This is a genomic window from Streptomyces sp. 2131.1 (assembly GCF_900105515.1).
In the GTDB taxonomy this organism is placed as follows: domain Bacteria; phylum Actinomycetota; class Actinomycetes; order Streptomycetales; family Streptomycetaceae; genus Streptomyces; species Streptomyces drozdowiczii.
Map to the genome: position 1 here is coordinate 125229 of NZ_FNSY01000001.1, position 22753 is coordinate 147981.

A 22753-nucleotide genomic window follows, 5' to 3' on the forward strand; every position below is an offset into this window, starting at 1 on the left:
GCCATCGGCCTGCAGAAGGCGTGTGTGGGTGGTGTCGAGAGAATCCGGGACTACCTGCGGTACCGGTACGGGCTCGTCTGCCACGTCGAGTACGGCTCAGTGCTGCCGAGTTGGAGCCGGTGCGGGTGGCTCGACCACCCCGCGAATGCGCCGGCCCGGCCGGGGCAGGGCCGGCGCGGGGTGCGTTACGGGCGCGGTATCTCGGTGGTGACCTGGTCGTACCGGACGAGACGGGGGGTGAAGGAATACGAAGGGTGTTCATCCCGGAGTCGTGCCATGGCGTCGTCGAGATACGCCCACATGGCGGCGGGGTCCGCGCCCACGCCGAAGGTCGCGTCGTTCAGCACCTCCATGTCAGGACTCGATATGTACGCCACGTACTTGAGGGTCTGGCTGCCGCCGGCCATGAGTGTCTCGGCCCCCTTCGAGGTGCTGTGTGATGTGTGGCCGTCCCTGCCGCCCGTCATATCGGCGGCCCGGGCGGTTCCGGTTGTCGTGAGAAGCGTCGACGCGGCGGCTACGCCGGTGCCGCCCAGGAGCGTTCGCCGGGAAATCTCTGGCACAGTCCTCCCCCTGCCTTGCCGGCCCTTCCTGCGAGGGCTCGCGGCTGACGTTACAGCCACGTCCTCGCCGTGAAGGGGTGATCGCGGTGAACGCATCCCGGTTCCCGAAGCGCCGTCGGCGGGGACGGAGCCGCGGACGCCTCGGCGCCGCCCCCTGCTTCGGGCACCGCTACCCCTGCGCTACGCCCAGGAGGACCCCGAGCTACGCGCTCTCGTCCCTCGCTACGTCACGCCCGTCCGGCGGTACCTCCAACTCGGCGGCCCGGTCCTGCGCATGACCGCGCCCCGCCGCGCCACGTTCGCGCGGAAATTCGGCAGGGCCGCCTCCGCCATCACGCCCCGTGAGCTGACCGTCCTGCTCGAAGGCGGATGGCGGGAGCGCAAGACCGCTGCGTGGCCCATCGCCGTCGCGGGCAGGACCGAATTCCGCGAAGGCATCGGCGAACTCCTGCTCGCCAGTGAGGTCTGCTACGCGGGCACGGCCTGCTGCGTCGCCTTCGCCGCCTTCGGCACCCCCGCCGACGCGGACCTGACGGCTGCCTACCTCGACCGCTATCTGCGACGCCCCGACCTCTTCTACGACCAGTCGGCCGCCATGGGTGCGCTCCTGCATCTGGATGCCGGGCTCCGCACCGATCGAGCAGCCCGGTTCCTGGCCCCGGGCGGCCTCTGACACCAGTGGATCGACGGGCCACCGCGCAAGGAGCACCACGTCATGCCGGACAGCCACCGCGAAGTCGTCAGCCCGCTCGGCGACTTCGTCGATGAGAGCGCCGACTACCGCGGCGCGGGGCAGCGCTGACAGGGGCCGGTGCGCCCGCAGCGCGGAGTCCCGGGTCGAGGCATGCCGCCGGCGCACGAGGTCGTCCAGCACCTGCGTCCGGCTCCGGCGATCGAGCTGGCGCTGCGGCCTGTCACGGGCGTCCTGCCTCGGCGATCGAGCGGCCCAGCCCTTCGGTCAGCCAGGCGTGGGCCGCCGTCATGTTCAGGGAGCGTCCTCCGGTGACGGTGTCCAGCAACCCCCAGTAGCGTCGCAGACGCGGGTCGAACCCGGACGACCGGGAGACCAGGGCGTGCAGCTGACGACGGAAGGCCGGTGTGTCCGACTCCCCGCGGGCCCGCGCGTGGGCGGACACGAAGGCGTCGACCGCCGCCCCGGGTCCCGGCGGCAGACGCGCTCCCACGGCGGCGGCCGTCAGCGCCGCCGCCTCGTCGATCTCGCCGTAGAAGGCGGGTGCGTCCCGCATCTCCTCCGCGTGATCCCCCGTCCAGCGGGTGAAGCCGGGGGTGGAGACCAGAACGTGGATCTCCGCGTACGCCAGGGCGGAAGCGGGCGAGGGGTCGGCCGGCGGCTCCGGTGACAGCATGGCGACCATGAGGCCGAGTCGCCGCTTCGGCATCTCCGCGGGCAGCTCGCGGTACCAGTGATCGGTGAGGCTTTGCCGTGCCTGCGGTAGCCGCTGCACCCGGGCGAGGATCTCCAGGCGCCGCAGCCGCTCGCCGTCCGCGCACTCGTCGAGGGCGCGCAGTGTTGCCTCACGCCAGCGCAACTGCGTCAACTGTGCCTGTACGGAGGCGAGTTCGTTCGCCACGAGTTCGCCGATGGCCTGCTCACCACTCGCGATCCGCGCGATGGCCGCGATCGGGGTGTCGAGCGCACGCAAGCGCCTGATCAGCCCGATCCGTTCCCAGGCCTCCGGCCCGTAGCGCCGGTGGCCCCCGCTGCTGCGCTCCGCGACCGGCAGCAGGCCGCTGTCCGAGTAGTAGCGCAGGGTCTTCACCGCGAGGCCCGTGCCGGCGGCGAGTTCACCGATGCTCCATGTGCGGTGCGTCACAGACTCTTGAACCTCCAGCGCGCGGGAGCTCCTAGCGTACTGAGCAACGGGCCGCCCCGGCCTGGGTCATCGAGTCACGGGAGAACGCATGCCCTCGGTCCCACCACGTCCCCCCGGACGCGCCGGCTTCCGCGCGCACAGCCTGCGTCTGCTGCGCGTCGCCGCCCTGCTTGTCGTCACCGCCGTGTCCGTCACGACCGCTGCCGCCGAACCGACGCGTGCCGACGGAGCACCTGCGGGAGCCCTCGTAAGGACCGACCACGGCATGGTCCGCGGTGCCGCCCACGGCTCGTACCTCACCTTCGACGGCATCCCGTACGCCGCACCGCCCACCGGCCGTCTGCGCTGGCGGGAGCCCGCACCCGCGCCGGCATGGCGGGGAGTACGGGACGCCACTGCCCCGGCCCCGCGCTGCGTCCAGATGCCGATGCCCGGCGTGGACGGGGTGAGCGGTTCCGAGGACTGTCTCTACCTCAACGTCACCGTGCCGGCGGCGCCTCCGCCCACCGGTGGGCGGCGCCCGGTACTGGTGTGGTTGCACGGTGGGGCCTTCCTCGGCGGTTCCGGCGGCGATTACGGTGCCGAGCGGCTGGCCGTACGCGGTGACACCGTCGTCGTCACGGTCAATTACCGCCTCGGGATCTTCGGCTACTTCGGCCATCCGGCCCTGGGCACCGCTCCCCCGTTCGGCCTCGCCGACCAGCAGGCCGCCTTGCGGTGGGTACGGGCGAACGCGACGCGGTTCGGCGGCGACCCCGGCTCCGTCACCCTTTTCGGCGAGTCCGCGGGCGCCCTCAGTGTCTGCGCGCACCTCACCTCTCCGGGCGCGGCCGGGCTCTTCCAGCGGGCGCTGCTGCAGAGCGGGTCCTGTCACATGTCGTTCCCGCCGGGCGCACTCGGCCCCGGAACACCCGCGTACGAGCCCTTCGCCGCCGAACGCGAGGTCCAGGACAGCGGTGCTCTGGCGGCGCGCCGACTCGGCTGCGGGCCGGGGCCTGCGGCGCGCGTGCTGGCCTGTCTGCGGGAGCAGAGCACGGAACGCCTCGCCACCGCGCCGCTGATGCAGTCCTTCAACCGCCCCGCATTCGGCAACGCACTGCTGCCCGCCGCGCCGGGCAAGGCTCTCGCCACCGGCCGATTCCACCGTGTGCCGCTGCTGCAGGGGACCAATCACGACGAGATGCGGATGTTCGTCGGCCAGTCGCTCGCCGCGTACCCCATCCGCACCGATGAGGACTACCGGGCCCGCCTCGACGAGGCCTTCGGCCCTTCCGCCGCCGCCGTGGCCGCGCACTACCCGGCGTCGCGCTACCCGAGCCCGGCGCTGGCCTGGTCCGCCGCGCTGACCGACCGTTCCCTGGCGTGCACCACATTGCGGGCGGCACGCGAGATCACCACGACGGCACCTCGGGTACCGCTCTACGGATACGAGTTCGAAGACCCGCACGCACCTGTGCCGACCGGCCTTCCCGCGCTTCCTGACCTCCCTTACGGGGCGGCGCACGGGTTCGAGCTGGCCTACCTCTTCTCTGCCGTGCCCACCGAGCAGCTCCTGACCGACGCGCAGAGCACCTTGTCCGACCGCATGATCGACTACTGGGCGTCCTTCGCCCGCACCGGAGACCCGAACACACCCGGTGCGCCGCGCTGGCCGGCCCTGCGCACCACGGGACCGGTGCTCTCGCTGGCCCCCGGACCCGGGGCGGTCCGTACCGGCGACGCGTACGGCGGGCACCGGTGTGCCTTCTGGGACGGCGTGCGGGAGTGACGCACGGCGCCGCTACGGACGCGCGGCCGACGACCGCCCTCGGTCGTCGCCTTGCACGCATGCCATCCATCTCTTTTGGGCCGGGGAGGCGGCCCTCGCGAGCACGGTCTCCGCCGCCGACGGCTCGGGCGACGTGGTCGGCAAGGTGACCAAGGGATATCAGGGCTGGTTCGCCGGCAAGGGCGACGGCGCCCCATCAACGGCTGGTGGCACTGGGCGCGGAACTGGGGAGAGACACCCTTCCCGGCCAACCACCTCATCACGGCCTGGCCCGATGTACGCAACTACCCGGCCACGTACCGGACCGCCTTCGGCAACCTCGGCAACGGCGGGCCGGCCTCGCTGTTCTTTTCGTACGATCAATCCACCGTCCCCGTGCACTTCCGGTGGATGAAGCAGTACAGCATCGACGCCGCGGCCCTCCAGCGGTTCAACCCGACCGGCGGCGAAGGGCCGACGCGCGACGCGATGGCGGGCAAGGTACGCGCCGCCGCGGAGGCCGGGGGCGTCAAGTTCTACATCCCGCGGACACGGGCTGGCCGGCTCGCCCGGCTCCCGGTCTACGGCACCTGATCCGCGCAGGTGGTGTCCTGTCCTGGCTCCGCGCGCCGCCGATCCCTGACTGGCCGCGACCAATCGCGATACGACGTGACGGCCAGCCGAGAACCCGGCGGGCCGTCAGGGGCATCAGTGCCGATGGAACAGACGCGTCCGGCCGGCCGACAGCCCCATCAGAGGAGCCCGGTCCGAGGGCTCCCCGGAGGGGCGAGGCGGTGACGGCAACCTTCGGGCCGTTCACGGACGCTCCGGGATCACTCCGCTCCGAGTCGGGCCAGCTCGGCACGTAGCTCGTTGATCGCTTCCTCGGCGACGTCGTACGCGCTCGGCACACCCGGAACCGGCTGGTCGTCCTCGGGAATCCAGAACTTCCGCCTCGTCAGCCGCAAGGAGTCGAGGAGCTCCGGGATGGCGTTGAAGGTTTCGATGAGCAGCGGACCTGTGGTCGCACGGCATCGGGATCGACCGGGCGCACACCGTCGCGATCCGGTCCGTGCTCGACGCCGAGGGCCGCATCACGACCAGCAACGAGGGCTGCGGCGGCGTTGGCGTCACCGAGGGAGAGGTCATCCCGTACATCGACGGCAAGCGCTGCTGGATCAACCAGGAGAACTACGGGATCTCCGGCCGGACCGCCTGGAAGCGACAGGCCCCGCATCGGCGGATCGCGATCGGCGGCGGCCACGCCGGCACCGACGTGACGTCCCATGTGTTCTTGCCACCGGGCGACGCGATCCGCCATGTTCGTTGCCGGCTGCGGAGCGGCTCGGATGGTGGTGGGTGATGGGGTGGACGGTGGGTGGCGGGTCGTCAACCAGTCGGCGTCGCCTTCGTAGGGACGACGGCGACGGGGGCGTTGGCGAAGTGGAGTGTCGAGTGGACGACGTGTCCCACGTACCGGCTGCCGGTTCTGCTGCTGCGCCCGAGCACCAGGAGCCGGGCACGGGCGGCCAGGGACACCAGCATCTCGGCGGCGAAGCCCACTTCGGTGTGCTCGGTCACCATGACGTCGGGATGGCGCCGGCGCCACGGCCTCAGGAGGGTGACCAGTGCGCGGCGGTGGTCTTCCGCCAGCTGGGCCGGCCTGTTCGAGAGGCCCGTGACACCGGACTGGTTCGTGAACATCGTGGGCAGGTCCCAGGCCCGTGCCGCCCGCAGCGGGACACCGTGCGCGGCGGCCGCTCGGAAGGCGAAGTCCAGAACCGCTTCCGCCTCGTCGTCCTCCTCGGGGACGCCTGCCACGACCTCGCCGCTTCCCGGGGTCCGGCGGACGTCACCGCCACGGATCATCACCACGGGGCAGTCGGCCCGGCTCACTACGCGAAGGCCGACCGATCCGAGGAGGAATCCGGTCACCGGTCCGGGTCTGCGTGATCCGACCACGATCATCTGGGCCTCGCGGCCACGCTCCGTCAGCAGGTCGGCCTCGGGCCGGTCGACCAGTTCGGCACTGGCCTCCACATCGCCGTAGTGTTCACGCACCCAGTCCAGGGTGCCCGCGAGCGCCTGTTCGGCGGCCCGGCGTTCGGTTCCGGCGTCCGCCAAGAAGGACGGATCGTGTCCGTGCAGCAGCAGAAGCGGCGCGGAGCGGCGACGGGCCTCGTCGGCCGCCCAGCCTGCCGCGAGCAGACTGTCCGGCGTAATGTCGATTCCGGCGATGATGGGCTGGTGCTGCACGACGTCTCCTCATGGGCGGCAGGCGGTGGATGACCGGCGTCGGGCTGAGCGGCCTCAGTCCAGGAGGCCCTGGACTTCGTCACTGTCGGTGGGGGCGCGGGAGAGTCTCATATCCATGTCCAGAATGTACGAACATAGGACTGCTCACGCCGTGCGGGCGCGCCCATTCCCTGAAGCGGCACCCGATCAGATGCCCCCTCGCCCACCACGTGCGCCCGAAGGGCTCGACGCCGGCCTCAGATCCGCCGGTCCGTCGCCGATGATGCCGCCCGCAGCGGCCCGCGCCGCCGACCGGTCACGTACGCGCCGAGGCCGGCCGCGAGGAACACGAGGCCGAGGGCGCCGGACACCACGGGACCTGTGGGCGCGGTCTCCTCCTCCACCACGCGTCCCCGTACGCCCAAGACCGCGAAGGCGCCTTCATGGACATCGAGGTGGTAGCGGGAGTCGTTGGAATTCGCACGGTAGTCGCCCAACACGAACAGGCGCCCGGCCGGGACCCGCACGTCGTACGAGACGGCGTTCGGATCACCCTGTGTGTCCGCGACGTAAGGCTCTTCGAGCGTCCTCCCGTTCACCGAGACCCCGCCCCCGGACCCCGTGACCCGGTCGCCGCCGATGCCGATGACGCGCCGCAATGCCGGCTCGGTCATGTACCGCTCGGGCGGGTCCATGAGGACCACATCACCCCGGTGTACGCCGTCCGAGCCGATCGGCTCCACGAGCACGCGCGCCCCGGGCGGGAAACCGGGCCGCATGGAGTCGCCCCGGACCGTCACCGTCTCGTACCGCACGAGGCCGGAAGCGACCGAGCCGACCAGCAGCACGAGACCGACTGGCGTCAGCCCCCAGGCCAAGGCCCGCCATCCCCATGCCATTCGCCGCCGCCTCATGAGACCCCGCCCGCTTCCTTGATCCACCGCACACCTCGCACAGCGCGCCCGGCACGCGAAGCGTTACCCCTCGCCACAGCACGGGGGCCGGGTCGACGTTCTTCGTGGCGTACTCCCACTCGTCGTGCTCCGTCTCGACCTCCTCGAAGAGCTCTAGCACGTCGTACCGGAAGTCGGCAGGTATCTCATCGAGGGCGGCGCGATACGCCTGAGCGGCGGGCTTGGCCTTGGCGAGGGGCAGACGGCCGATGGCGGGGTAGCCGTCGACCGAGTGCGGAACGAATGGGAAGCCGTCGGGCAGCCCGCCGCAGAGGAAGTCGTGGGGCTACAGGTCGGCGGGGACGCCGACGCGTCGTATCCCGTCGTCGACCAGACCGAAGAACGACGAAGGTTTTGAGTACGTGCCCAGGTGCATAGGATCGGATGCGTTGTGGTCGATGATGCGCTGCAACGCGCTGTTGTAGGCGTTGCCGACGTACGCGGCGTCCGATGCGGTGGCGCTCCGCAGCCGTACACACTGCCGCACCCGGCCGTACCAACCACTCCCTGCGAGAGCAAACAACCGTGACGGCAGACCCCCGAACGACGCCGATTCCTCAGGCCCCTGAGGGCTTGAGCCGGCGAGCTCGTTACTTCGTCGAGGGACACGGGCTGCGTGTTCCGCACCGCGACCTCAAGCCCTTGCGGGAGGTATGGCTCAAGCAAGGAATTCCGGACGCCGAAATCGACCGGGCTGTCACCTTCCAAGAGCGGTGGGGCGGTCTCGCCCTGCCCCCGGCCCCCGAATACGAGGGCGGCCCGCGCGTTCTGGAAGCCGATGCCCCCGAGGGCTCGGCCGCGAACGGATGGCGGTTCCCTGCCGGCGGCTGTCGCGTCGCGATGGCCCATGGGTTCATGATCGGACCGGGGGGTGAGTTCGGGATCGATGCCGACCACTGGACGCCGCTGCACGCCAGCACAGAGGGATGGGTGGAAGCCCTGGCGCTGGCCGGCCACGCGGGCTACTGGGCCAAGACCATCACGAAGGTCAAAGGCAGCGCTGTCGAGGATTTGAACCTCGAAGGATTCGAGCCGGTACCCGAAGTCCAAGGACTCGCTGACACCTGGTGGCGGGGCAAGGACTCGCTCATCGCCATCTACCGCGGCGAAGCCTCAGGCTTCAGCGCCCCCCACTGCCTGAGGGCCCATATCTACGGCGGGCTCGATGCATGGGGCCTGACCGGCAACTGACTCCCGAAGGGCGGGCCCTCGATCCCGCCGCTGAGCGTTCGCGTTGCCACAGTCAGTCATGCATCGTGACCAGGACGAGGGCGCCGGCCCGCCAACTATTGCCCTCAAGATCCGCTAACCAGCTCCCTCCACCTTCCGGTTACCTACATCGAAGAGAGCACCACCCGCCAGCTACGATCCGCGGTCACAATCACCGAACGTGACAGACCCTCCGTGCACGCACCGGTCGGGTGGCCACGCAGAGGTTCTCACTTACCAGAGATGCGGTCGGCGCTACCAGAGATGCGGTCGGCGCTGGGATACGGGAGCGCCCCCGGCCATGCCCGGGGGCGGTCAGGCCCTCTCGGCAACCCATCATCGACAAAGGCGAAGCGGGATGCTGCATGCCCGCAAAGCTGGTGCGGGCCACTCCTTCGCATGAACGCCCGGCATTACACCGAGGGCGGGAGGCACCCCCTCCTAGGGTGTGCGCAGTACAACATTTGAACCGGAAGAAACGAGATGTCCATGCGGGAAGAAGCGATCGCACGGGTCCAGCTGGTATTCACGTTGTTCGACGCCGATGGGAACGGAGTCATCGAAGAGCACGACTTCGAGCTCATGGCGGAAAGAGTCGTGGCGGCAGTCCCGGAAGCCGACGCAGGCAGGCACGAAGCGATGGTGAATGCATTCCGGGCCTACTGGCAGACCCTGGCCGTAGAACTGGACATCAACCGTGACGGCCGCGTCGACTACGCGGAGTTCCGGGACATCGTCCTCACACCGGAGCTTTTCTCCGAAGCGGTCAGTGAGTTCGCCGACGCCCTCACTGCGGTCGCGGACCCGAACGGGGACGGGATGGTCGAACGACCCACCTTCGTCGCCGTCATGAAGGCCATCGGCTTCGCCACGCACAACATCCACGCCTTCTTCGACGCCCTTGAGCCAGCCGGCACGGAGCATGCCTCGGTTCCTGCTTGGACCGAGGCCATCAAGGACTACTACCGGCCGGACAAGGCGGGCCTCGCTGACCACCTGGTCACAGCACCAGTCGGCTGACCGCCCGGGCCGGCCCAGGCAACGACTGCGTAGGGAGCTTGCCCTCTATGCTCTCTCCCTCGGCCCCGCCTGAACACTGATGGAAAGAAGCTCAGAAAGTACTGCCCTGCCGCCGACCCCGCACCGTATTGGGCGGTGGCAGGGCCTCCTCGGGCGCGGCTCTGCCGCCCGCCGGTGGTCGTTCAGGACGCCGAGCGCTTCTTCGCAGGCCTTGAGGCCGAGGTCTTCTTCGCCGTCGTCTTCTCGGCAGCCGGCTTCTTCGTAGGGCTCTTCTTGCGAGGCCGGATCTCGTGAACGGTGGCGGCCTCGCTGCTTTCGCCCCGCTTCTCCTTCGCCGCGGTGACGGAGGCGTTCAGGGCGGCCATGAGGTCCATGATCTTGCCGGACTCCCCCGCCCCGCCGGCTTCGGCCGGCTCGGGCCGCTCCTTACCCTCGGACTTCGCCTCGATCAGCTCCTCCAAGGCGTCGCGGTAGTGATCCCGGAACTGGGCGATGTCGTCGGTAGTCATGGACTCGGCAAGCTGGACGGCCTGCTCGATCTCCGCCTCATCCACCTCCACCTGTCTGGGCGCGAGGGACTCAGGGCTGCGGACCTCGTCGGGCCAGTGCATCGCATGCAGGACGATCGCACGTTCCCTCACCTGCAGCAGTCCCAGCCGCTCACGGCCGTGCCACGCGAACTTCGCGATGGCCACCTTGCCGGAGCGCTCCAGCGCTTTGCGTAGGAGGGTGTAGGGCTTGGCGGCGACCTGCCCGTCGGCGCCGAGGTAGTAGCTGTCGCCGATCCGTACCGGGTCGATGCTGCCGGCGTCGACGAACGCGACGATCTCGATCGCCTTCGCCGTCGGCAGTGGCATCTCCTGCAGCTCGCGATCGGTCACCGGCACGACCTCGTCCTTGGAAACCTCGTAGCCCTTGCCGATCTCCTCCTGCGACAGCTCCTTCTCATCGAGCTCGCAGAACTTGCGCGTACGGACGCGGCCCATGTCCTCCAGGTGCACCCGCCGGAAGTGGATCGAATGGTCCTCCGTCGCACTGATGATCTTCGTGGGGATCGTGACCAGCCCGAAGCTGATCGCTCCCGACCACAGCGGCCGCGGCATACGCACACACCTCCAGGCCCCCCTGCGGGCAGAGACGGCAACGGGCCGCGCGCCGGACACATCGCCCAGCGGCGCCAGCCGCACCTCGATCCTCGCGCCGCGCACGGGCCGCCGCATCCCGAGCCCCGCCCGGGGCGACGCGTGTCAGCAGTGGCTTGCGGTTCGGACAGCAGCGGAATCCCATCAGGACGTGCAGTGGCAGGGCACGGGCCATCGATCCTCGGCCAGAACGATGCGGACGGCGAAGGCGTTGCCTCCGTGGAAACGGCCCCGCACGAGAGCGTGGGCAGGGTTCTACCGGCCACCGAAACTGATCATGCCGGGCCCGCCCTCGAAATCGAAGATGCTCCCGCCCACCGGGGTCGGGCGATGACCACGTTCGCGGCGAGCACCATGACGACGACAGCTTCTCGTCTGCGCGGCTGCGGGCCCCGGGACGACGCCAGAGTCGAAGAAGAACGGCGAGCAGCTCTCCCGCATCGATCGTCGGCGAACATCCACAAGGCCATGTCGGCACCTCGCCCCGCCACCCTGGCCGCAGGCCCCGACCGGGCCATGGAGCCGCGCCGCCGACCGGACTCAGCAAGCTCTCGAGCCCCCCACGCTCCCCTCGTCCCACGCGCAGCTGCGGCCGGTGTGCTGTGGGTCACGTTCGCGCGTGGCGGGATGCGCCCATGCCACCCAGCTCAGGCATTCTCTCTCGGCGGCCGTGCGCAGGGGCACGGCGCGGTGACCGACAGGGGGAGAGATGTCGCGAGACGCGGGCAGGGAACGGGAGCGGGGTACAAACCGCGGACGGGGCGTGATCGAGGGGGCGTTCGCGCTCCTGGACGCATTGCGCAGGTGTGGCGGGGAGGCGGGGCTCGCCGAGATCGCCGCGGCCTGCTCCCTGCCGAAAGGGAGCGCGCACCGGCTGTTGCAGCAGCTGCTTATGGTGGGCGCCGTCGAGCGGCGGGGCAGCCAGTACCGTGTCGGCTCGCAGCTCTACCGCCTCGGGCAGGTCTGGGAGCCGCATCCCGGCTTACGAGTGGCCGCTCGCCACCCGCTGCACCGGCTGCGGGCGGTCACCGGGGCGAGTGCACTGCTGACCGTCCTGCACGATGGCCGAGCCCTGACTGTGGCATCCGTGCCGGGCGAGGTGGAGCCGCTGGTGCCGGTGCGAAACGGGATGAGTTTTCTGTTGGACACGGCGGCCGGGCAGGTACTGAGCGGTCGGGGCGGGACCGGTCTCCGAGGCCGGCTGGCGGGGGCGGTGCTGGAGTGCGCGGAGGTGATGGACGGGGTGTGCTGCGCGGCGCTTCCGGTGCGGGGGCGCGACGACCGGACCATTGCCGCGATCGCCGTCATGACACTATCCGCGCAGAGGCTGCAGCGGGCGGCCGACGAGGCGGCGCTGGCGGCCGCGGCCGTCACAGCGGCCCTCGCCCGTGCAGGCACCCCCTCGCCCTGCCTGCCTCCGGTCCTGCACTACTGACTGGCCGTCACCTAGAGCCCCTCAGACAACTGATTCCCTTTTCGCGCGGGGGTTCCGCTCAGCGGAACGCGCGTGGAACGGCGGGCAGCGGCTTCGGCAGTCTGTTCCTCGAGCCGGTCGGGGGACCGGCAAAAATCCTGAGACCAGGGGGACAACATGACCATCCGCCGACTGACCACCTTTGCCCTCACAGGCGCGCTGGGCCTCACCTCTCTTGTGGGCGCCGCGGGCGCCGCGCACGCCGATCCCGTCGACTACGTACAGATCCGACTCGTCGACCTGTACTGCGGCGATGAGAGCGAGGGCGACCACGACGAGGCCTACCTCAACATCGCGGCAAACGGGGGCAAGGCCGTGAAGCTCTGGCCCGCCAAGGCGTCGTACCAGACCATGGGCACCGGATACCGCCGCACTCTGGACGAGAGCAACGGCAACGCGCTGCTGGTCCTGGGCAAGAACGAGTCCCGCACCCTCTCGCTCTGGGACTACGACAGCACCAGCAGCGACGACCGGCTCGGCTCGGTGACCATCACGGGCAACGAGTTCGGCGCGGAGACGCAGTACCGGGTCCTGGAGGGCTCCGGCGGCGTCTACACCATCGCCTACCAGGTCATCGACATCTGATCCGCCCCATCCGGCCGGACCCGTCGGGTCCGGCCGGATCGCGACAGGAACAGGTACACACAAGGGGATGGCCCCGAGCGGGACCTGCTGCCCGAGTTGGGCAGGCTGTAGGAACCGGTAATCAGTGGGCGCCGTACCAGTTGCTCGACCAGGATGACGTTGTCGTCGGTCCCGTCCGGGTCTTCGTCGCCAAGCTGCAGGCAGAGGACAAACGCGCCTCCACGGTCCGCTCATACGGCATGGAACGGGCAAGTCTCACCGGCCCGCAACACGCCGCGAGGACGCGCGCGCACTGCGAAACCATGCTCCGCACGTTCTACGACTTTCACCGGGACAGGGCACTGGGCCGATCATCACCCCTTTCCGCTCGACCGTTCGCGCCGCGGGAGATCGAGCGAACGCCCACCACAAGCCCGAAGCGGCCCTTGGGCCAAGAGTGGCCGGGTCGCTACCGGCCGACCATCCGGAAACGTGCGCCGCGGCGCGTCCCGGACGAGATGTTCAACACGCTGTTCGGCACGTCTCGTTCCTGTTCGTCGACATCGTGGGCCAGCGCCTGCTGCGAGTCAGCGAGCAGTCAATCGCTCCCCAGGAGCGCCGCCCCGACGAAGTTCCCTTCGACAACAGCATCTACGACGAGGTCCTGCGCACCCAAAAGGTGGTGCACGTGCCAAAGGACGAGCGCGGGCAGCGCGTGCTCGCCCCAGTGACGAATCGGGGCGACACCGTCGGTGTGCTGGAACACAGGTTGCCGGTGGTGCGCCGAGCCACTCCAGATCGCTGTGGGCCCGGGCCGCCTCGGAAAATGCGTAGCGCGTTGTCGCTCGTGCATCTCCTCGTACCTGTCCGGGGTGTTCTTCTTGACGAGAAGCCGACGGCGCGATCTCACCGTATTCACGGGGGCGTTCGGGCAGGAGCGTCAGCTCGACTGCCGATCGCACCGCGCCGGGTGCACACCCTCGGCGTGGGGAGATAGCTGAGGTTTGCGGCCTGGTTCGAGCCCGTTTCGGCATGGGAAGGCCGAGCAGGCTGCGCCACACGCGTACAGTCGACGAGTTTGGGCGGCCATAGAAGTCTGATGGAGGAAACCCGATCTACGGAGGCTGCCCTATGGCTGAACCACACGTTCTGGAGACTCGGAAAGCTCTGGAACGGGCGATCCAAGTCGAGCGGTTGGCGCTCGCTGAAGACCTCGCTGAGCTCAGCGAGGCCCAGTGGGCGACAACATCACTGTGTGAACGCTGGACTGTGGAGCAGGTCGTAGCCCACCTGACGGCAGGTGCCGGCACCAGGATGTGGCGCTGGCTGCTGAGCATGCTGGCCGCAGGGTTCAACCCTGATCTGCACAACGATCGACGGCTGGCAAAGCACCGCGGCGCTACACCGGAAGAGACCCTCCGGAGATTTCGCGCGGTTGTCGACGGGCCCGCCGGGCCAACAGGGCACGCTGCGGCCTGGCTGGGCGAAATCGTCGTCCACAGCGAGGACATCCGTCGGCCGTTGGGTCTGGCGCGGACGCCCCCGGTGGCCACCACGACTGCAGTGGCCCGGTTCTTCGCCAGCCGCGATTTCACCGTGCCGAGCAAGACCGCAACCGCGGGCTTGCGGCTCGAGGCCACAGACGGACCGTTCACCACCGGCTCGGGGGATCTGCTCCGGGGGCCGACACTCTCGCTGGTGATGGGGATGGCGGGCCGCATAGCGGCCTGCCAGGACTTGGAAGGGGAGGGTGCGTCAGTCCTACGCTCCCGACCGCGCTCAGGTTAAAGAGACAAGCTCGGCCACTCCAGAGGACCGCGCGTCGTCGCTGTCGAAGATTGGCCTGCTGCGCCACGCAAGTCATGCCCGGACAGCCCCGGCGGCGGGGCCTCCGATCGCGTCGAACAGAGTCTGCGGGCCGGAGCGACCGGAGTCCTGGCCGTGCGGGCCGGCCGCGCCCGTCGGCCAGGGTGTCGGATGATCGGGCCTTCCTTGTCGTAATGGGGAAGTCCTCCCAGTAGTCCTTGGTCCGGCCCACACATGGCGGGTGAAGTCGGCTATGCGCGGGAAGGTGCACGCAGGACTACGCGCACCGAACCCGTCGGACACATGGAGGCAGGTCCTTTGCTCCTGTCATCGCCACATCCGCAGCGCCTGCTGCGGGAGGTGCCTGACCAGCCAGGCGCTGAGGAGACCGATGGCGGCCCCGGCGGCGACGTCGCTGGGGTAATGGGCACCGGACTGCACCCGTTCGACGGCCACCAGGGCCGCCGGCACCCCGCAAGCCATTCCCGCCGCCCGCCACGAGGGGACGACCGCCGCCGTGAAGGCCACCGCGGCCGCAGTGTGCCCGGAGGGGAACGAGGAGGAATCCGGTCGGTCCTCGACCTCGTCGTGCGGAATCCATTCCTCAGGTGGCCGGGGACGGTTGCTCACCTGTTTGCACACACCGTTGGAAACAAGCTGCGCCAAGGTGAGTGCCGCCAGTCCGGCCACCGCAGCCTTCCGGCCCCTCCCCCCGCCGCCCCATGCCATGACCGCGGCGGCACCGCACCACAATTTGCTGCTTTCCGCCGCTTCCTCCACCGCCGAAAGCGTGCGGTGCAGCGCAGGCTCCTGCCAGGAAGCCATCCGCTTGGTCAGGCGACGGTCCATCACACGCACTGTGCTCATCAGCCTCATGGCCTGCTGATATCCCCCACTGACCGGATCACACCCACCCGAAGACGGTTCCCAGCGCCACGAGATTCCTGCAGGTCGCACGGAGGCGCACGCACTCTTCAGCAGGACGACGCTCGAGCGTCCCCCTGGGGGGCCGGTCCACCCGGGGGATGCGGAAGCTCTCCTTTGGCGACAAGCTGATCGCTGACACGCGTCGAGGGCCGGTCCCGGTGGTTGGGCGTACCGCTACACCCTGCGTCCTGCGACAATGCCGCGCATGACGAGTCACACATCACGCGAGGCAGACGCCCCGGTGCCGGTTATCGCCCCGCGCGGAGACGTCGACATCGAAGTCGTACCCACCCTCCAAGCGCAGGCGGGCGCCGCACTCGCGGAGCACGGCGCGCTGATACTCGACGCGGGCGGCATCGACTTCGCCGACTCCTCCTTCCTGCGCCTGGTCCTAACCCTCCACGATCAGGGTGAGTTCAGGATCGCCAACCCCTCCATCGCCGTCCAACGACTCCTTGAGGTGGTCGGCGCCGATGCCTTCCTGAGCATTCACCCCACTGTCAACGCCGCACGAGAAGGCCACGCCGGCTGACACGCCCCGTCGCGCCGGATGCCGGGAAGAGCTATGCGCGCAGGATCGAGCGCCGGCCGCACCGCCACGTACTTGCGTTTGCCGGAGGCTCGGGACCTGCTCGGCGGGCTTTGATCAGCTCTCCGGCGTTGCGGGTCCGGCATCCGGTGAGGCTTCGGGTAGTGGTGTGGGGCCGGGGTTCTGACCAGTGCGAGCGCGGTGCATCTCGGCCTCGGCTCGGATCAGTTCGGCTCGTGCTCGCATCACATCGGCGTCGGCTCGTCCTCGTGCCTGGACGAGCCGGGCGAAGGCTGTGAGGGTAACTCCGATCAGGGTGCCGAGAGCACCACCGATGCCGATGATCGACCCGACGACGGCATTCGTGTCGCCGGGGAGGAGACGACCGTGCTGTGACCAGCTGCTCAGGAGGTCATGCACGCTGAGCAGCGCGACGGTCAGCAAGAGAGCTGTGCTGCAGAGAATCAGGACCAGAGCCATTCCGCGTCGGCGAGCGGCATCGTCTACTGCGTCGCGCAATCTGACTCCTTTGAACGTGGCGAGGCCGGCCTGATTCTGGCGGTGCGGGTGTGCGAGATGGTTCTGGAGCGAGGGGTGGCGGAACTGGTAGACCGCCCCAGCCGTCCGTAGTACACCTCGCCGGTGGGCGTCGTCGAAGAAGGCCATGGTGTTCCAGGGCAGCTTGCCGGTCAGGGGCAGCCAGATCCGCGACAGGGCGAGCCAGCGTCCCCAGGCGGAGAAGCAGAGCGCGTACGAGCAGGCACCGCCGATCCCGCCGATAGCCCCGATGAGTAGCGCGTATGAGTAGACGCTGCCGATTCCACCGATCTCGCCGATGAACTGAGAATCGGGGAACATCCAGACCGGCGGCCTGAGAGCCCCGTCAAACAGACCGATGGACAGGGCGCCAAGGGTGATCGTGAGGCTGAGTGTCGGGGCCAGCACGAGGGCCCGGCGGACCACCGTCGCCCGGTTCGAGGCCAGTAGTCCGGCGGGAGTGGCCGCCGAAGTGACGTCCAGCGGCGCTCTCCATGAGGTCGTGAGCCCGAAAGCAAGACCGGTACCGGTACCGAGGACAAGGCCGGAGACCAGCATGCTGATGAGGGTGTCCTGAACCGCTGGCACCTCAGAAAGTGGTGTGTCGTAGAACAGCCGGCGCTGGAGGGCGAGGGCCGACGCGCATCCGAGGCCCATCACGTACCCGGCCAGCAGCACAGCACCGAACCTGTCGACGAACGTGCGCACTGGCCGGCGCGTGTCCCGCCTCAGCCGAGGCCGCAGCCGAAACCAGTCGAGGTCAAGGACCACGCGTCCGAGCACGTCCAGCACCGCGTGCGCGCCGCCGAAGGCGATGCCCGCGGCCGCCCCTGCCAGAAAGGTCCGGCCGGTCAGGGGCGCGTAGAAGAGGCTGACAGCCCAGCCGGCAAGTGTGACGCAGAGCGCCGAGGCCACCACCACCGCCAGCAGCCGCGTGGCCGGGCGCAGCGCGTCGCCGACCCGCCACCACGCCAGGTCCTGCTGATCGCGCCCGGAACGGGCGAGCTGGTGGGCAAGGTATCCGAGCCAGTGCGCGGCGCGCTCCGGGCCGTCCCGCCCGATGGGGCGCGGTCTGTAGACCGTCGGTACGAGGCCTGCCAGCAGGTGCTCCTCCAGGGCGTTCTCGTCGGGAAACCGCTCGGTGTCCAGCAGCTCGTGGGGTTCACGGTCGGAGGTGTCGCTGTACATCGTCCGGGCCAGCACGACCATGAGCGGTGTGCTGAGGGCCCGGGCCAGCGGGAGACCCGCGCCGCCGCCCGGGGCGGCAAGCCGGTCCAGTACGTAGGCCCAGGTCGCCGCGGACCGGACGTCGCCGTGCGGCAGGTAGTTGGCGAGGTCGTCGATGGTGAGGTCGGTCAGCTCGATGCCGGCAGCCCGGAAAAGCGGGCCACTGACCGTCACGGCTTCCGCGAACTCGTCGTACCGGCTGGTCAGAACGAGCGGTAGCGAGTCCTCGTTGAGCATGTCGAGTGCGTCGCCGCGCAGGCCCTCCGCGATCTCGTCGAAACCGTCGAGGACCGGCAACACGAGGTCCGCGTCGACCAGTGCCGCGGCCAGGGTGTCACCGCCGGGGGCCCGGCGGCTGAGGTGCGGGTGGTCGTGCAGCAGCCGGTCGATCAGCCAGTCCCGCAGCGTGGTCCTCAAGGGGCCCCACGAGCCGACGCTGAAGAGAACCGGCACCCGTTCGTGCGGTCGACGGGCGGCCAGCTGCTCCAGGACGAACCGAATCGTCAGGACCGACTTGCCGGACCCGGTCCGGCCGAGCACCACCAACCTCCCGGACTGGACTCGCCGGTAGATGTCGTTCAGGTGGTCCAGACCACTACTCAGGTCTCTCCGGGCGGGCGTGGCCCCAGAGCGTGTGTGCGGAATGCTCGCCTCGTGGTCGGTCAGCGAGTCAGGGGCGTTTCGCCAGCGCACCGGGAGCGGAAAGGGGGTGTGCATCCGGCGGTTCTCTTCCTCGAGCTGCCAGCGCCGCCTCATCGCCATGGCCAGCTCCTCGGCGGCGGTGGCGACTTCGTCCTGGACAGGAATCGGCGGGGGGAGCCGACCGGAACCCGTCCCGGCCGCTTCGGGCGCCGCACCGATCAGATTTGGCAGCGTGGCCAGCAGCTGTTGCGTCTCCCAGGCATCCGCCCCCAGCGCTTCCGCCAGCGCCGCCACCGTGGCCGGCCGGAAGGCATCAGGACTGCCGGCCTCCATTTTGCGGACCGTACGCACGCCCACACCGGAACGTTCCGCCAACTGCTCCTGTGTCAGACCCGCCCGCTGGCGCAGCCGGCGCAACAACGTGCCCAACTGATCCGTCACCTTGGGAACCCCCTGAACCACCAGTTGTGGCCAGCGAGCCTATCCGGCTAGTCAGACAGCGCCCAGCGCAGGGCCTCAGACCGTTTCCTACATGGCCAGTTCGAGGGATCGTTTGTAGCAGCAGAGAGCGGCTGCGAGGCCGAGAAAGGCCAGGTAATCGCAGGGGTGGCGTCCGTAGCGGTGGTTGAGTCGGCGGTAGCCGGTGAGCCAGGACATGGTGCGTTCGATGACCCGCCTGCGGCGGCCGGGCCGTTCGCTGACTCGATGCCCTTGCGGGCGACGCGGACACCGATGTGCTTGCCTCACAGCCATTTCCACAGGTGAAGGATGCCGTACGCCTTGTCGACGTGAAGGCGACATCGTACGCAAAGGTCGGCCCCGGAAGGTCCTGTGCGCGGCCGTCTACCGGCCGAGCCAGCGGTACAACGGTGGGTGCCGGATCTCGGCCCCGTACGGGTCGTGGTGGCCCAAGCCGACCGCGTTACTCGCGCCGGGACTGGGAGCGTGGCCGATGCTGCAGAGCCGCTTCACGTCGGATCTGCGCTGGAGGTCAGCGATACTGCCCGTCTCCCGGTGAAACCCTTCGCCGCCTTCCACACGATCTCGCGTCGAGGTAGGCCCGTGAACTGAGAAATCGGTAGAAGCGGCGCTCTGCTCGCGCACGGAAACCACCTACGACGCCTTACCGGCCGACTGTTGGTGTCGGGAATCCGCCAGAAAACGGAACCCTTCCCTGCTGGACTATAGGGCACACCCTTCAACTCGGGACGGGGCCCATGTCCACATCAGCCACCACTTCTGTCCAATCTCCCGCGGCGCCGCACCGCTCGCCATTCATCTCCTGGCTGGCTGTCATTTCGGTTACGCTTGGCCTCTTTGCCATCGTCACGACCGAAATTCTCCCGATCGGCCTTCTTACATCGATCGGATCGAGTTTCGCCATTTCGGACGGCATGGCTGGTCTCATGATGGTCATGCCAGGACTCCTCGCCGCGGTCTCCGCCCCTGTGGTTACCGTGGCCACGGGACGCATCGACCGGCGGGTCATGCTGGGCGTGTTCGTTCTTTTGCTGGCGCTGGCCAATCTCCTGGCCGCCGTCGCGTCGAGCTACTGGCTGATCCTGATTGCCCGCGTCCTGGTGGGAATCACCATCGGCGGCTTCTGGTCCATCGGGGCCGGACTCGCTGGTCAGCTGATTCCCGCTGAGTCAACGGACCGGGCGACCTCGGTGATCTTCTCCTCCGTACCGCTCGGCTCCGTGATCGGCGTGCCCCTGGGCACGTTCATCGGGGACCTCGTCGGCTGGCGGGCGGCGTTCCTCGTCATGGGCGCCTTCACGCTGGCTGTCCTCGTGCTCCTCCTCGCAGTCGTCCCGCCCCTCCCTTCCGGCCAAGCGACAACCATCGACGCCCTCGGCGGCATGCTTCGAAGCGTCAACACACGCTTCGCCCTGGTCGCGACCTTCCTCGTGGTGCTCGCCCACTTCGGCTTGTACACGTACGTCACCCCTTTCCTTGAACAGGTGACACACGTCCGTCCGGGTCTCATCACCATCTACCTGCTCATCTACGGTGTGGTCGGCATCATCGGCAACTTCCTCGGCGGATCGATGGTGGGTCGCTATCCGAGGTCCACCTTCGCCACTGCCGCGGCCCTGATCGGCGCCGCGGCCCTGCTCCTGCCCGTCCTGGGCCGGTCGGACACCGGAGCAGTGGCACTGCTGGTCGTCTGGGGCCTCGCCTACGGTGCCGTCCCGGTCTGCTCCCAAACGTGGTTCTCCAAAGCCGGCCCCGACTCGCCCGAGGCGTCCTCCGTCCTCTTCACCGCCTCCTTCCAGGCCACCATCTCCATCGGTGCCCTGGTAGGAGGAACCGTCCTGGACCATTCTTCGCCTTCCACTCTGATGGTGCTGGGCGGACTGACGGCAGCCGTGATGGTTCTCGTGGCATGGACTCATTGGGCGAAGAGGTACGCCTGGCCGAAGTCCTCCTAACGAGTTGGTGCGTGATAGTGGGTAAAGCGTCGGGCAGGCAGGTGGCATGATCCGGGTCGGTGATCACGGTCAACCGGACGGTGCTGGCGCAAGAGCTGTTCACCGGGATCTCTCAGCAGCATCTCATTGGCCTGACTGAGAAGTTGGCCGTGCTGCGGCAGGCCGGACTCCGCCACGGCTCGCTCAGCACACGGTCGACCACGACATCGTTGCCCGCCTCCGCCATGGCCGCGATCGAGCGGTGGAAGCCCATCCTGGTCCGCCGCAGCGCGGCATCGAGCTCCTCGGCACCGAGTTCCCGCTTGCTGCGCATCGCGTTGAAGCCGTCGATCGCCAGGTGGAAAAAGACATCGTCGTCCAGGATGCCCAACAGCACCCTGGCGATGCTCGACTCCCCCGAGCTGAAGGTGCCGTTGAGGAAAATGATCCGACCAGATGCCATATCGGCATGATCACACGTTTCCGACACCGCGCTCAGGAAATCTCCAGCGGATCTCGGCGACCAGCGGGAATCGCCGGAGACCTCCCTTCACTCGCCCATTCCAGATTGTTGCCGCACATCAATCGATCACGACTCGCCTGCAGCTCCCCACGCCGATCCGGTCCGACTGAAGGTCGGCCAAGCCGACATCATCCGAGCGGGAGAGGCCCTCCAACCCGGGAACCGGCGTCCAGATGAACTGCGATGCGCGTAATCGTCCGTGCGTTGTCCTGGAACAGATGCGCCTGCATGCCCGCCGCCTGAGCAGCCTCAACATTTACTGCGAGATCGTCGATGAACAGACAGCCTTCCGGCCGCACCTCCAGGCTGGCGCACACAGTCTCGAAGGCACGCGGGTCCGGCTTCTCGATGCCGATCTCGTGCGAGTACACGATTCGCTCGACCAGTTCGTCGAACTGATACAGCGCCGTCTCCCGCTCCCGGGCACCGACGAAGCTATTGCTCAGGATGCCCAGCCTGCAGCTTCCTCGCAGCCCACGCACGTAAGCGATGAGCTCCTCGTTAGGCGTTCCCAGGTACTCCGCCCAGAGATCAGCCATGAAGGCTTCAACCTGGGGCGCGTCGAGCCCCAAGCGTGCTGCCACCTGCTCGTGAACCTCTCGTTCACTGAAACTCCCGACGCTTCCGGCTTGCCACACGTCGCTCATCCGCTCATGCACAGTGCTGAACGACAACCCCAGCCGCTCTTCCCACCGCTGCGCACACCCCGTTTCCGGCGTTATCTCCAGCACCCCACCGATATCGAGAACGACGCAAGTCTCCGTCATTCGAACTCCCCTCTTCGTCGATCCCGGCTGGCGAGCGCACACCGCTCGCTCGTGTGATCTACGGAGACACTGTGGCCCTTCCCTCTGGGGCAAGGTCAAGCAATCTCGAAACCTTGTGGAAGGCCGCTGTTGGCGGATCCCCGACCTCGTCGGGGATCCGGCCGGGGCTCGAAAAGACTTCGCGTGACTGGGGAGGTAGTTCTCGAGAACCGCGGCCGTTCCCCAGGGTTTCCGCCAGCCGCTGGACGGCCTCCTCGTGTCCGTCCAGCGCGGCGTAGGCGCGCAGTTCCTCGATCCGGCCGTGCCGGACCAACCGGTCGGCGAGCTTGTCGCGGCTGTTGACCGAGATGATCTGCCGGCGCCGGAGCAGGGCAATGGCCTAGTCGATGCGGCCTGGCGCTCGCGGACCGTCGCAAGCAGGCCGAGCGCCGTGTCGGAGTCGATACCGCAGCACCACGGGCCGTCGCAGCGATGGCCGGGGCGCAGCCGAGCGGCGAGCACCGCGGCGGCCTCCCCACCACGGCCGACGACGGCAGCCACCAAGCAACGGGGCCTATTCCAGGGCCGTACACCGTCCCGTGACGGTGTACGGGGCGAGCATCTCAAGCGCGTCAGCCTGCCGGCCCCGCTCCCCCAGCA

The 22753-nt window shown here is 68.8% G+C and carries 18 protein-coding genes and 4 pseudogenes; 11 read left to right on the forward strand and 11 right to left on the reverse strand.

All coding sequences use genetic code 11. From position 1 onward, the window contains the following. Positions 1-185 precede the first annotated feature (185 nt). Positions 186-407, reverse strand: a complete 222-nt coding sequence (locus BLW14_RS34360; protein ID WP_177153864.1) for a hypothetical protein — start codon at positions 405-407, stop codon at positions 186-188. Between the two features lie 331 nt (positions 408-738). Between BLW14_RS34360 and BLW14_RS00680 the strand changes: the two are divergent. After that, positions 739-1365 (forward strand): annotated as a pseudogene (locus tag BLW14_RS00680) (DUF6000 family protein). 112 nt (positions 1366-1477) lie between these two features. Here BLW14_RS00680 and BLW14_RS00685 read toward each other — a convergent pair. Then, positions 1478-2398 carry a MerR family transcriptional regulator gene (locus BLW14_RS00685; protein WP_177153865.1) on the reverse strand — a complete coding sequence of 307 codons (921 nt, stop codon included), beginning with the start codon at positions 2396-2398 and terminating at the stop codon, positions 1478-1480. A gap of 88 nt (positions 2399-2486) precedes the next feature. On the opposite strand from BLW14_RS00685, the gene BLW14_RS00690 reads away from it, so the two are divergent. Further along, a complete protein-coding gene (locus BLW14_RS00690; RefSeq protein WP_093703257.1) occupies positions 2487-4166 on the forward strand; it encodes a carboxylesterase/lipase family protein in 1680 nt (559 codons plus the stop codon). Between the two features lie 64 nt (positions 4167-4230). Next, positions 4231-4688: pseudogene (locus BLW14_RS00695) on the forward strand (xylosidase); the annotation flags it as partial. Between the two features lie 290 nt (positions 4689-4978). Here the strand turns inward: BLW14_RS00695 and BLW14_RS34940 are convergent. After that, positions 4979-5113, reverse strand: a complete 135-nt coding sequence (locus tag BLW14_RS34940) for a hypothetical protein (protein WP_256332623.1) — start codon at positions 5111-5113, stop codon at positions 4979-4981. Positions 5114-5217: 104 nt separating this feature from the next. On the opposite strand from BLW14_RS34940, the gene BLW14_RS00700 reads away from it, so the two are divergent. After that, on the forward strand, positions 5218-5508 hold the full coding sequence (locus BLW14_RS00700) for a hypothetical protein (protein WP_371128036.1): 291 nt from the start codon (positions 5218-5220) through the stop codon (positions 5506-5508). A 26-nt stretch (positions 5509-5534) separates the two neighbouring features. On the opposite strand, the gene BLW14_RS00705 is transcribed toward BLW14_RS00700, so the two are convergent. Both BLW14_RS00705 and lepB read right to left on the reverse strand, forming a co-directional pair. Further along, on the reverse strand, positions 5535-6401 hold the full coding sequence (locus BLW14_RS00705; RefSeq protein ID WP_093703259.1) for a universal stress protein: 867 nt from the start codon (positions 6399-6401) through the stop codon (positions 5535-5537). Positions 6402-6637: 236 nt separating this feature from the next. Then, entirely contained in the window at positions 6638-7279 is a 642-nt protein-coding gene (gene lepB, locus BLW14_RS00710; protein ID WP_256332624.1) for a signal peptidase I, read from the reverse strand. A 579-nt stretch (positions 7280-7858) separates the two neighbouring features. Here lepB and BLW14_RS00720 point away from each other — a divergent pair. Further along, the gene (locus BLW14_RS00720) at positions 7859-8524 is read left to right on the forward strand and encodes a hypothetical protein (RefSeq protein ID WP_371128037.1); all 666 of its coding nucleotides are present in this window, start codon (positions 7859-7861) and stop codon (positions 8522-8524) included. 507 nt (positions 8525-9031) lie between these two features. Then, positions 9032-9562 (forward strand): EF-hand domain-containing protein, encoded by a 531-nt coding sequence (locus BLW14_RS00725; RefSeq protein ID WP_093710599.1) that lies wholly within the window; start codon positions 9032-9034, stop codon positions 9560-9562. A gap of 182 nt (positions 9563-9744) precedes the next feature. On the opposite strand, the gene BLW14_RS00730 is transcribed toward BLW14_RS00725, so the two are convergent. Then, positions 9745-10665: a non-homologous end joining protein Ku gene (locus BLW14_RS00730; RefSeq protein WP_093703263.1), complete on the reverse strand. Its 921-nt coding sequence runs from the start codon at positions 10663-10665 to the stop codon at positions 9745-9747. Positions 10666-11467: 802 nt separating this feature from the next. Between BLW14_RS00730 and BLW14_RS00735 the strand changes: the two genes are divergently transcribed. From BLW14_RS00735 to BLW14_RS00745, 3 genes are all read left to right on the forward strand, one after another. Next, positions 11468-12139, forward strand: a complete 672-nt coding sequence (locus BLW14_RS00735) for a helix-turn-helix domain-containing protein (RefSeq protein ID WP_218137678.1) — start codon at positions 11468-11470, stop codon at positions 12137-12139. A gap of 156 nt (positions 12140-12295) precedes the next feature. Further along, positions 12296-12763, forward strand: a complete 468-nt coding sequence (locus BLW14_RS00740; protein WP_093703267.1) for a hypothetical protein — start codon at positions 12296-12298, stop codon at positions 12761-12763. Positions 12764-13873: 1110 nt separating this feature from the next. Further along, positions 13874-14530 carry a maleylpyruvate isomerase family mycothiol-dependent enzyme gene (locus BLW14_RS00745; protein ID WP_093703269.1) on the forward strand — a complete coding sequence of 219 codons (657 nt, stop codon included), beginning with the start codon at positions 13874-13876 and terminating at the stop codon, positions 14528-14530. A gap of 345 nt (positions 14531-14875) precedes the next feature. Here the strand turns inward: BLW14_RS00745 and BLW14_RS00750 are convergent, their stop codons facing one another. Continuing rightward, a complete protein-coding gene (locus BLW14_RS00750) occupies positions 14876-15397 on the reverse strand; it encodes a phosphatase PAP2 family protein (RefSeq protein ID WP_256332625.1) in 522 nt (173 codons plus the stop codon). A 283-nt stretch (positions 15398-15680) separates the two neighbouring features. On the opposite strand from BLW14_RS00750, the gene BLW14_RS00755 reads away from it, so the two are divergent. Then, positions 15681-16007: an STAS domain-containing protein gene (locus tag BLW14_RS00755; RefSeq protein ID WP_093703272.1), complete on the forward strand. Its 327-nt coding sequence runs from the start codon at positions 15681-15683 to the stop codon at positions 16005-16007. 114 nt (positions 16008-16121) lie between these two features. Here BLW14_RS00755 and BLW14_RS00760 read toward each other — a convergent pair whose 3' ends face one another. Beyond that, positions 16122-18851, reverse strand: a complete 2730-nt coding sequence (locus tag BLW14_RS00760; RefSeq protein ID WP_093710600.1) for an XRE family transcriptional regulator — start codon at positions 18849-18851, stop codon at positions 16122-16124. Positions 18852-18938: 87 nt separating this feature from the next. Further along, positions 18939-19261 (reverse strand): annotated as a pseudogene (locus BLW14_RS00765) (IS5/IS1182 family transposase); the annotation flags it as partial. A 366-nt stretch (positions 19262-19627) separates the two neighbouring features. Here BLW14_RS00765 and BLW14_RS00770 point away from each other — a divergent pair. After that, positions 19628-20845, forward strand: coding sequence for an MFS transporter (locus BLW14_RS00770; protein WP_093703274.1), 1218 nt, complete (start codon positions 19628-19630; stop codon positions 20843-20845). 157 nt (positions 20846-21002) lie between these two features. Here BLW14_RS00770 and BLW14_RS00775 read toward each other — a convergent pair. Both BLW14_RS00775 and BLW14_RS00780 read right to left on the reverse strand, forming a co-directional pair. Then, positions 21003-21287, reverse strand: a pseudogene (locus BLW14_RS00775) (chloramphenicol phosphotransferase); the annotation flags it as partial. Between the two features lie 188 nt (positions 21288-21475). Then, positions 21476-22114, reverse strand: a complete 639-nt coding sequence (locus BLW14_RS00780; protein WP_093703276.1) for an HAD family hydrolase — start codon at positions 22112-22114, stop codon at positions 21476-21478. Between the last annotated feature and the right edge of the window lie 639 nt (positions 22115-22753).

Bases quoted from the DNA above. Each gene is read 5' to 3' on its own strand.
- BLW14_RS00770 (WP_093703274.1), top strand. From the start codon at position 19,628: ATGTCCACATCAGCCACCACTTCTGTCCAATCTCCCGCGGCGCCGCAC.
- BLW14_RS00750 (WP_256332625.1), bottom strand. From the start codon at position 15,397: ATGGACCGTCGCCTGACCAAGCGGATGGCTTCCTGGCAGGAGCCTGCG.
- BLW14_RS00725 (WP_093710599.1), top strand. From the start codon at position 9,032: ATGCGGGAAGAAGCGATCGCACGGGTCCAGCTGGTATTCACGTTGTTC.
- lepB (WP_256332624.1), bottom strand. From the start codon at position 7,279: ATGGCATGGGGATGGCGGGCCTTGGCCTGGGGGCTGACGCCAGTCGGT.
- BLW14_RS00745 (WP_093703269.1), top strand. From the start codon at position 13,874: ATGGCTGAACCACACGTTCTGGAGACTCGGAAAGCTCTGGAACGGGCG.
- BLW14_RS00740 (WP_093703267.1), top strand. From the start codon at position 12,296: ATGACCATCCGCCGACTGACCACCTTTGCCCTCACAGGCGCGCTGGGC.
- BLW14_RS00730 (WP_093703263.1), bottom strand. From the start codon at position 10,665: ATGCCGCGGCCGCTGTGGTCGGGAGCGATCAGCTTCGGGCTGGTCACG.
- BLW14_RS00690 (WP_093703257.1), top strand. From the start codon at position 2,487: ATGCCCTCGGTCCCACCACGTCCCCCCGGACGCGCCGGCTTCCGCGCG.
- BLW14_RS00780 (WP_093703276.1), bottom strand. From the start codon at position 22,114: ATGACGGAGACTTGCGTCGTTCTCGATATCGGTGGGGTGCTGGAGATA.
- BLW14_RS00755 (WP_093703272.1), top strand. From the start codon at position 15,681: ATGACGAGTCACACATCACGCGAGGCAGACGCCCCGGTGCCGGTTATC.
- BLW14_RS34360 (WP_177153864.1), bottom strand. From the start codon at position 407: ATGGCCGGCGGCAGCCAGACCCTCAAGTACGTGGCGTACATATCGAGT.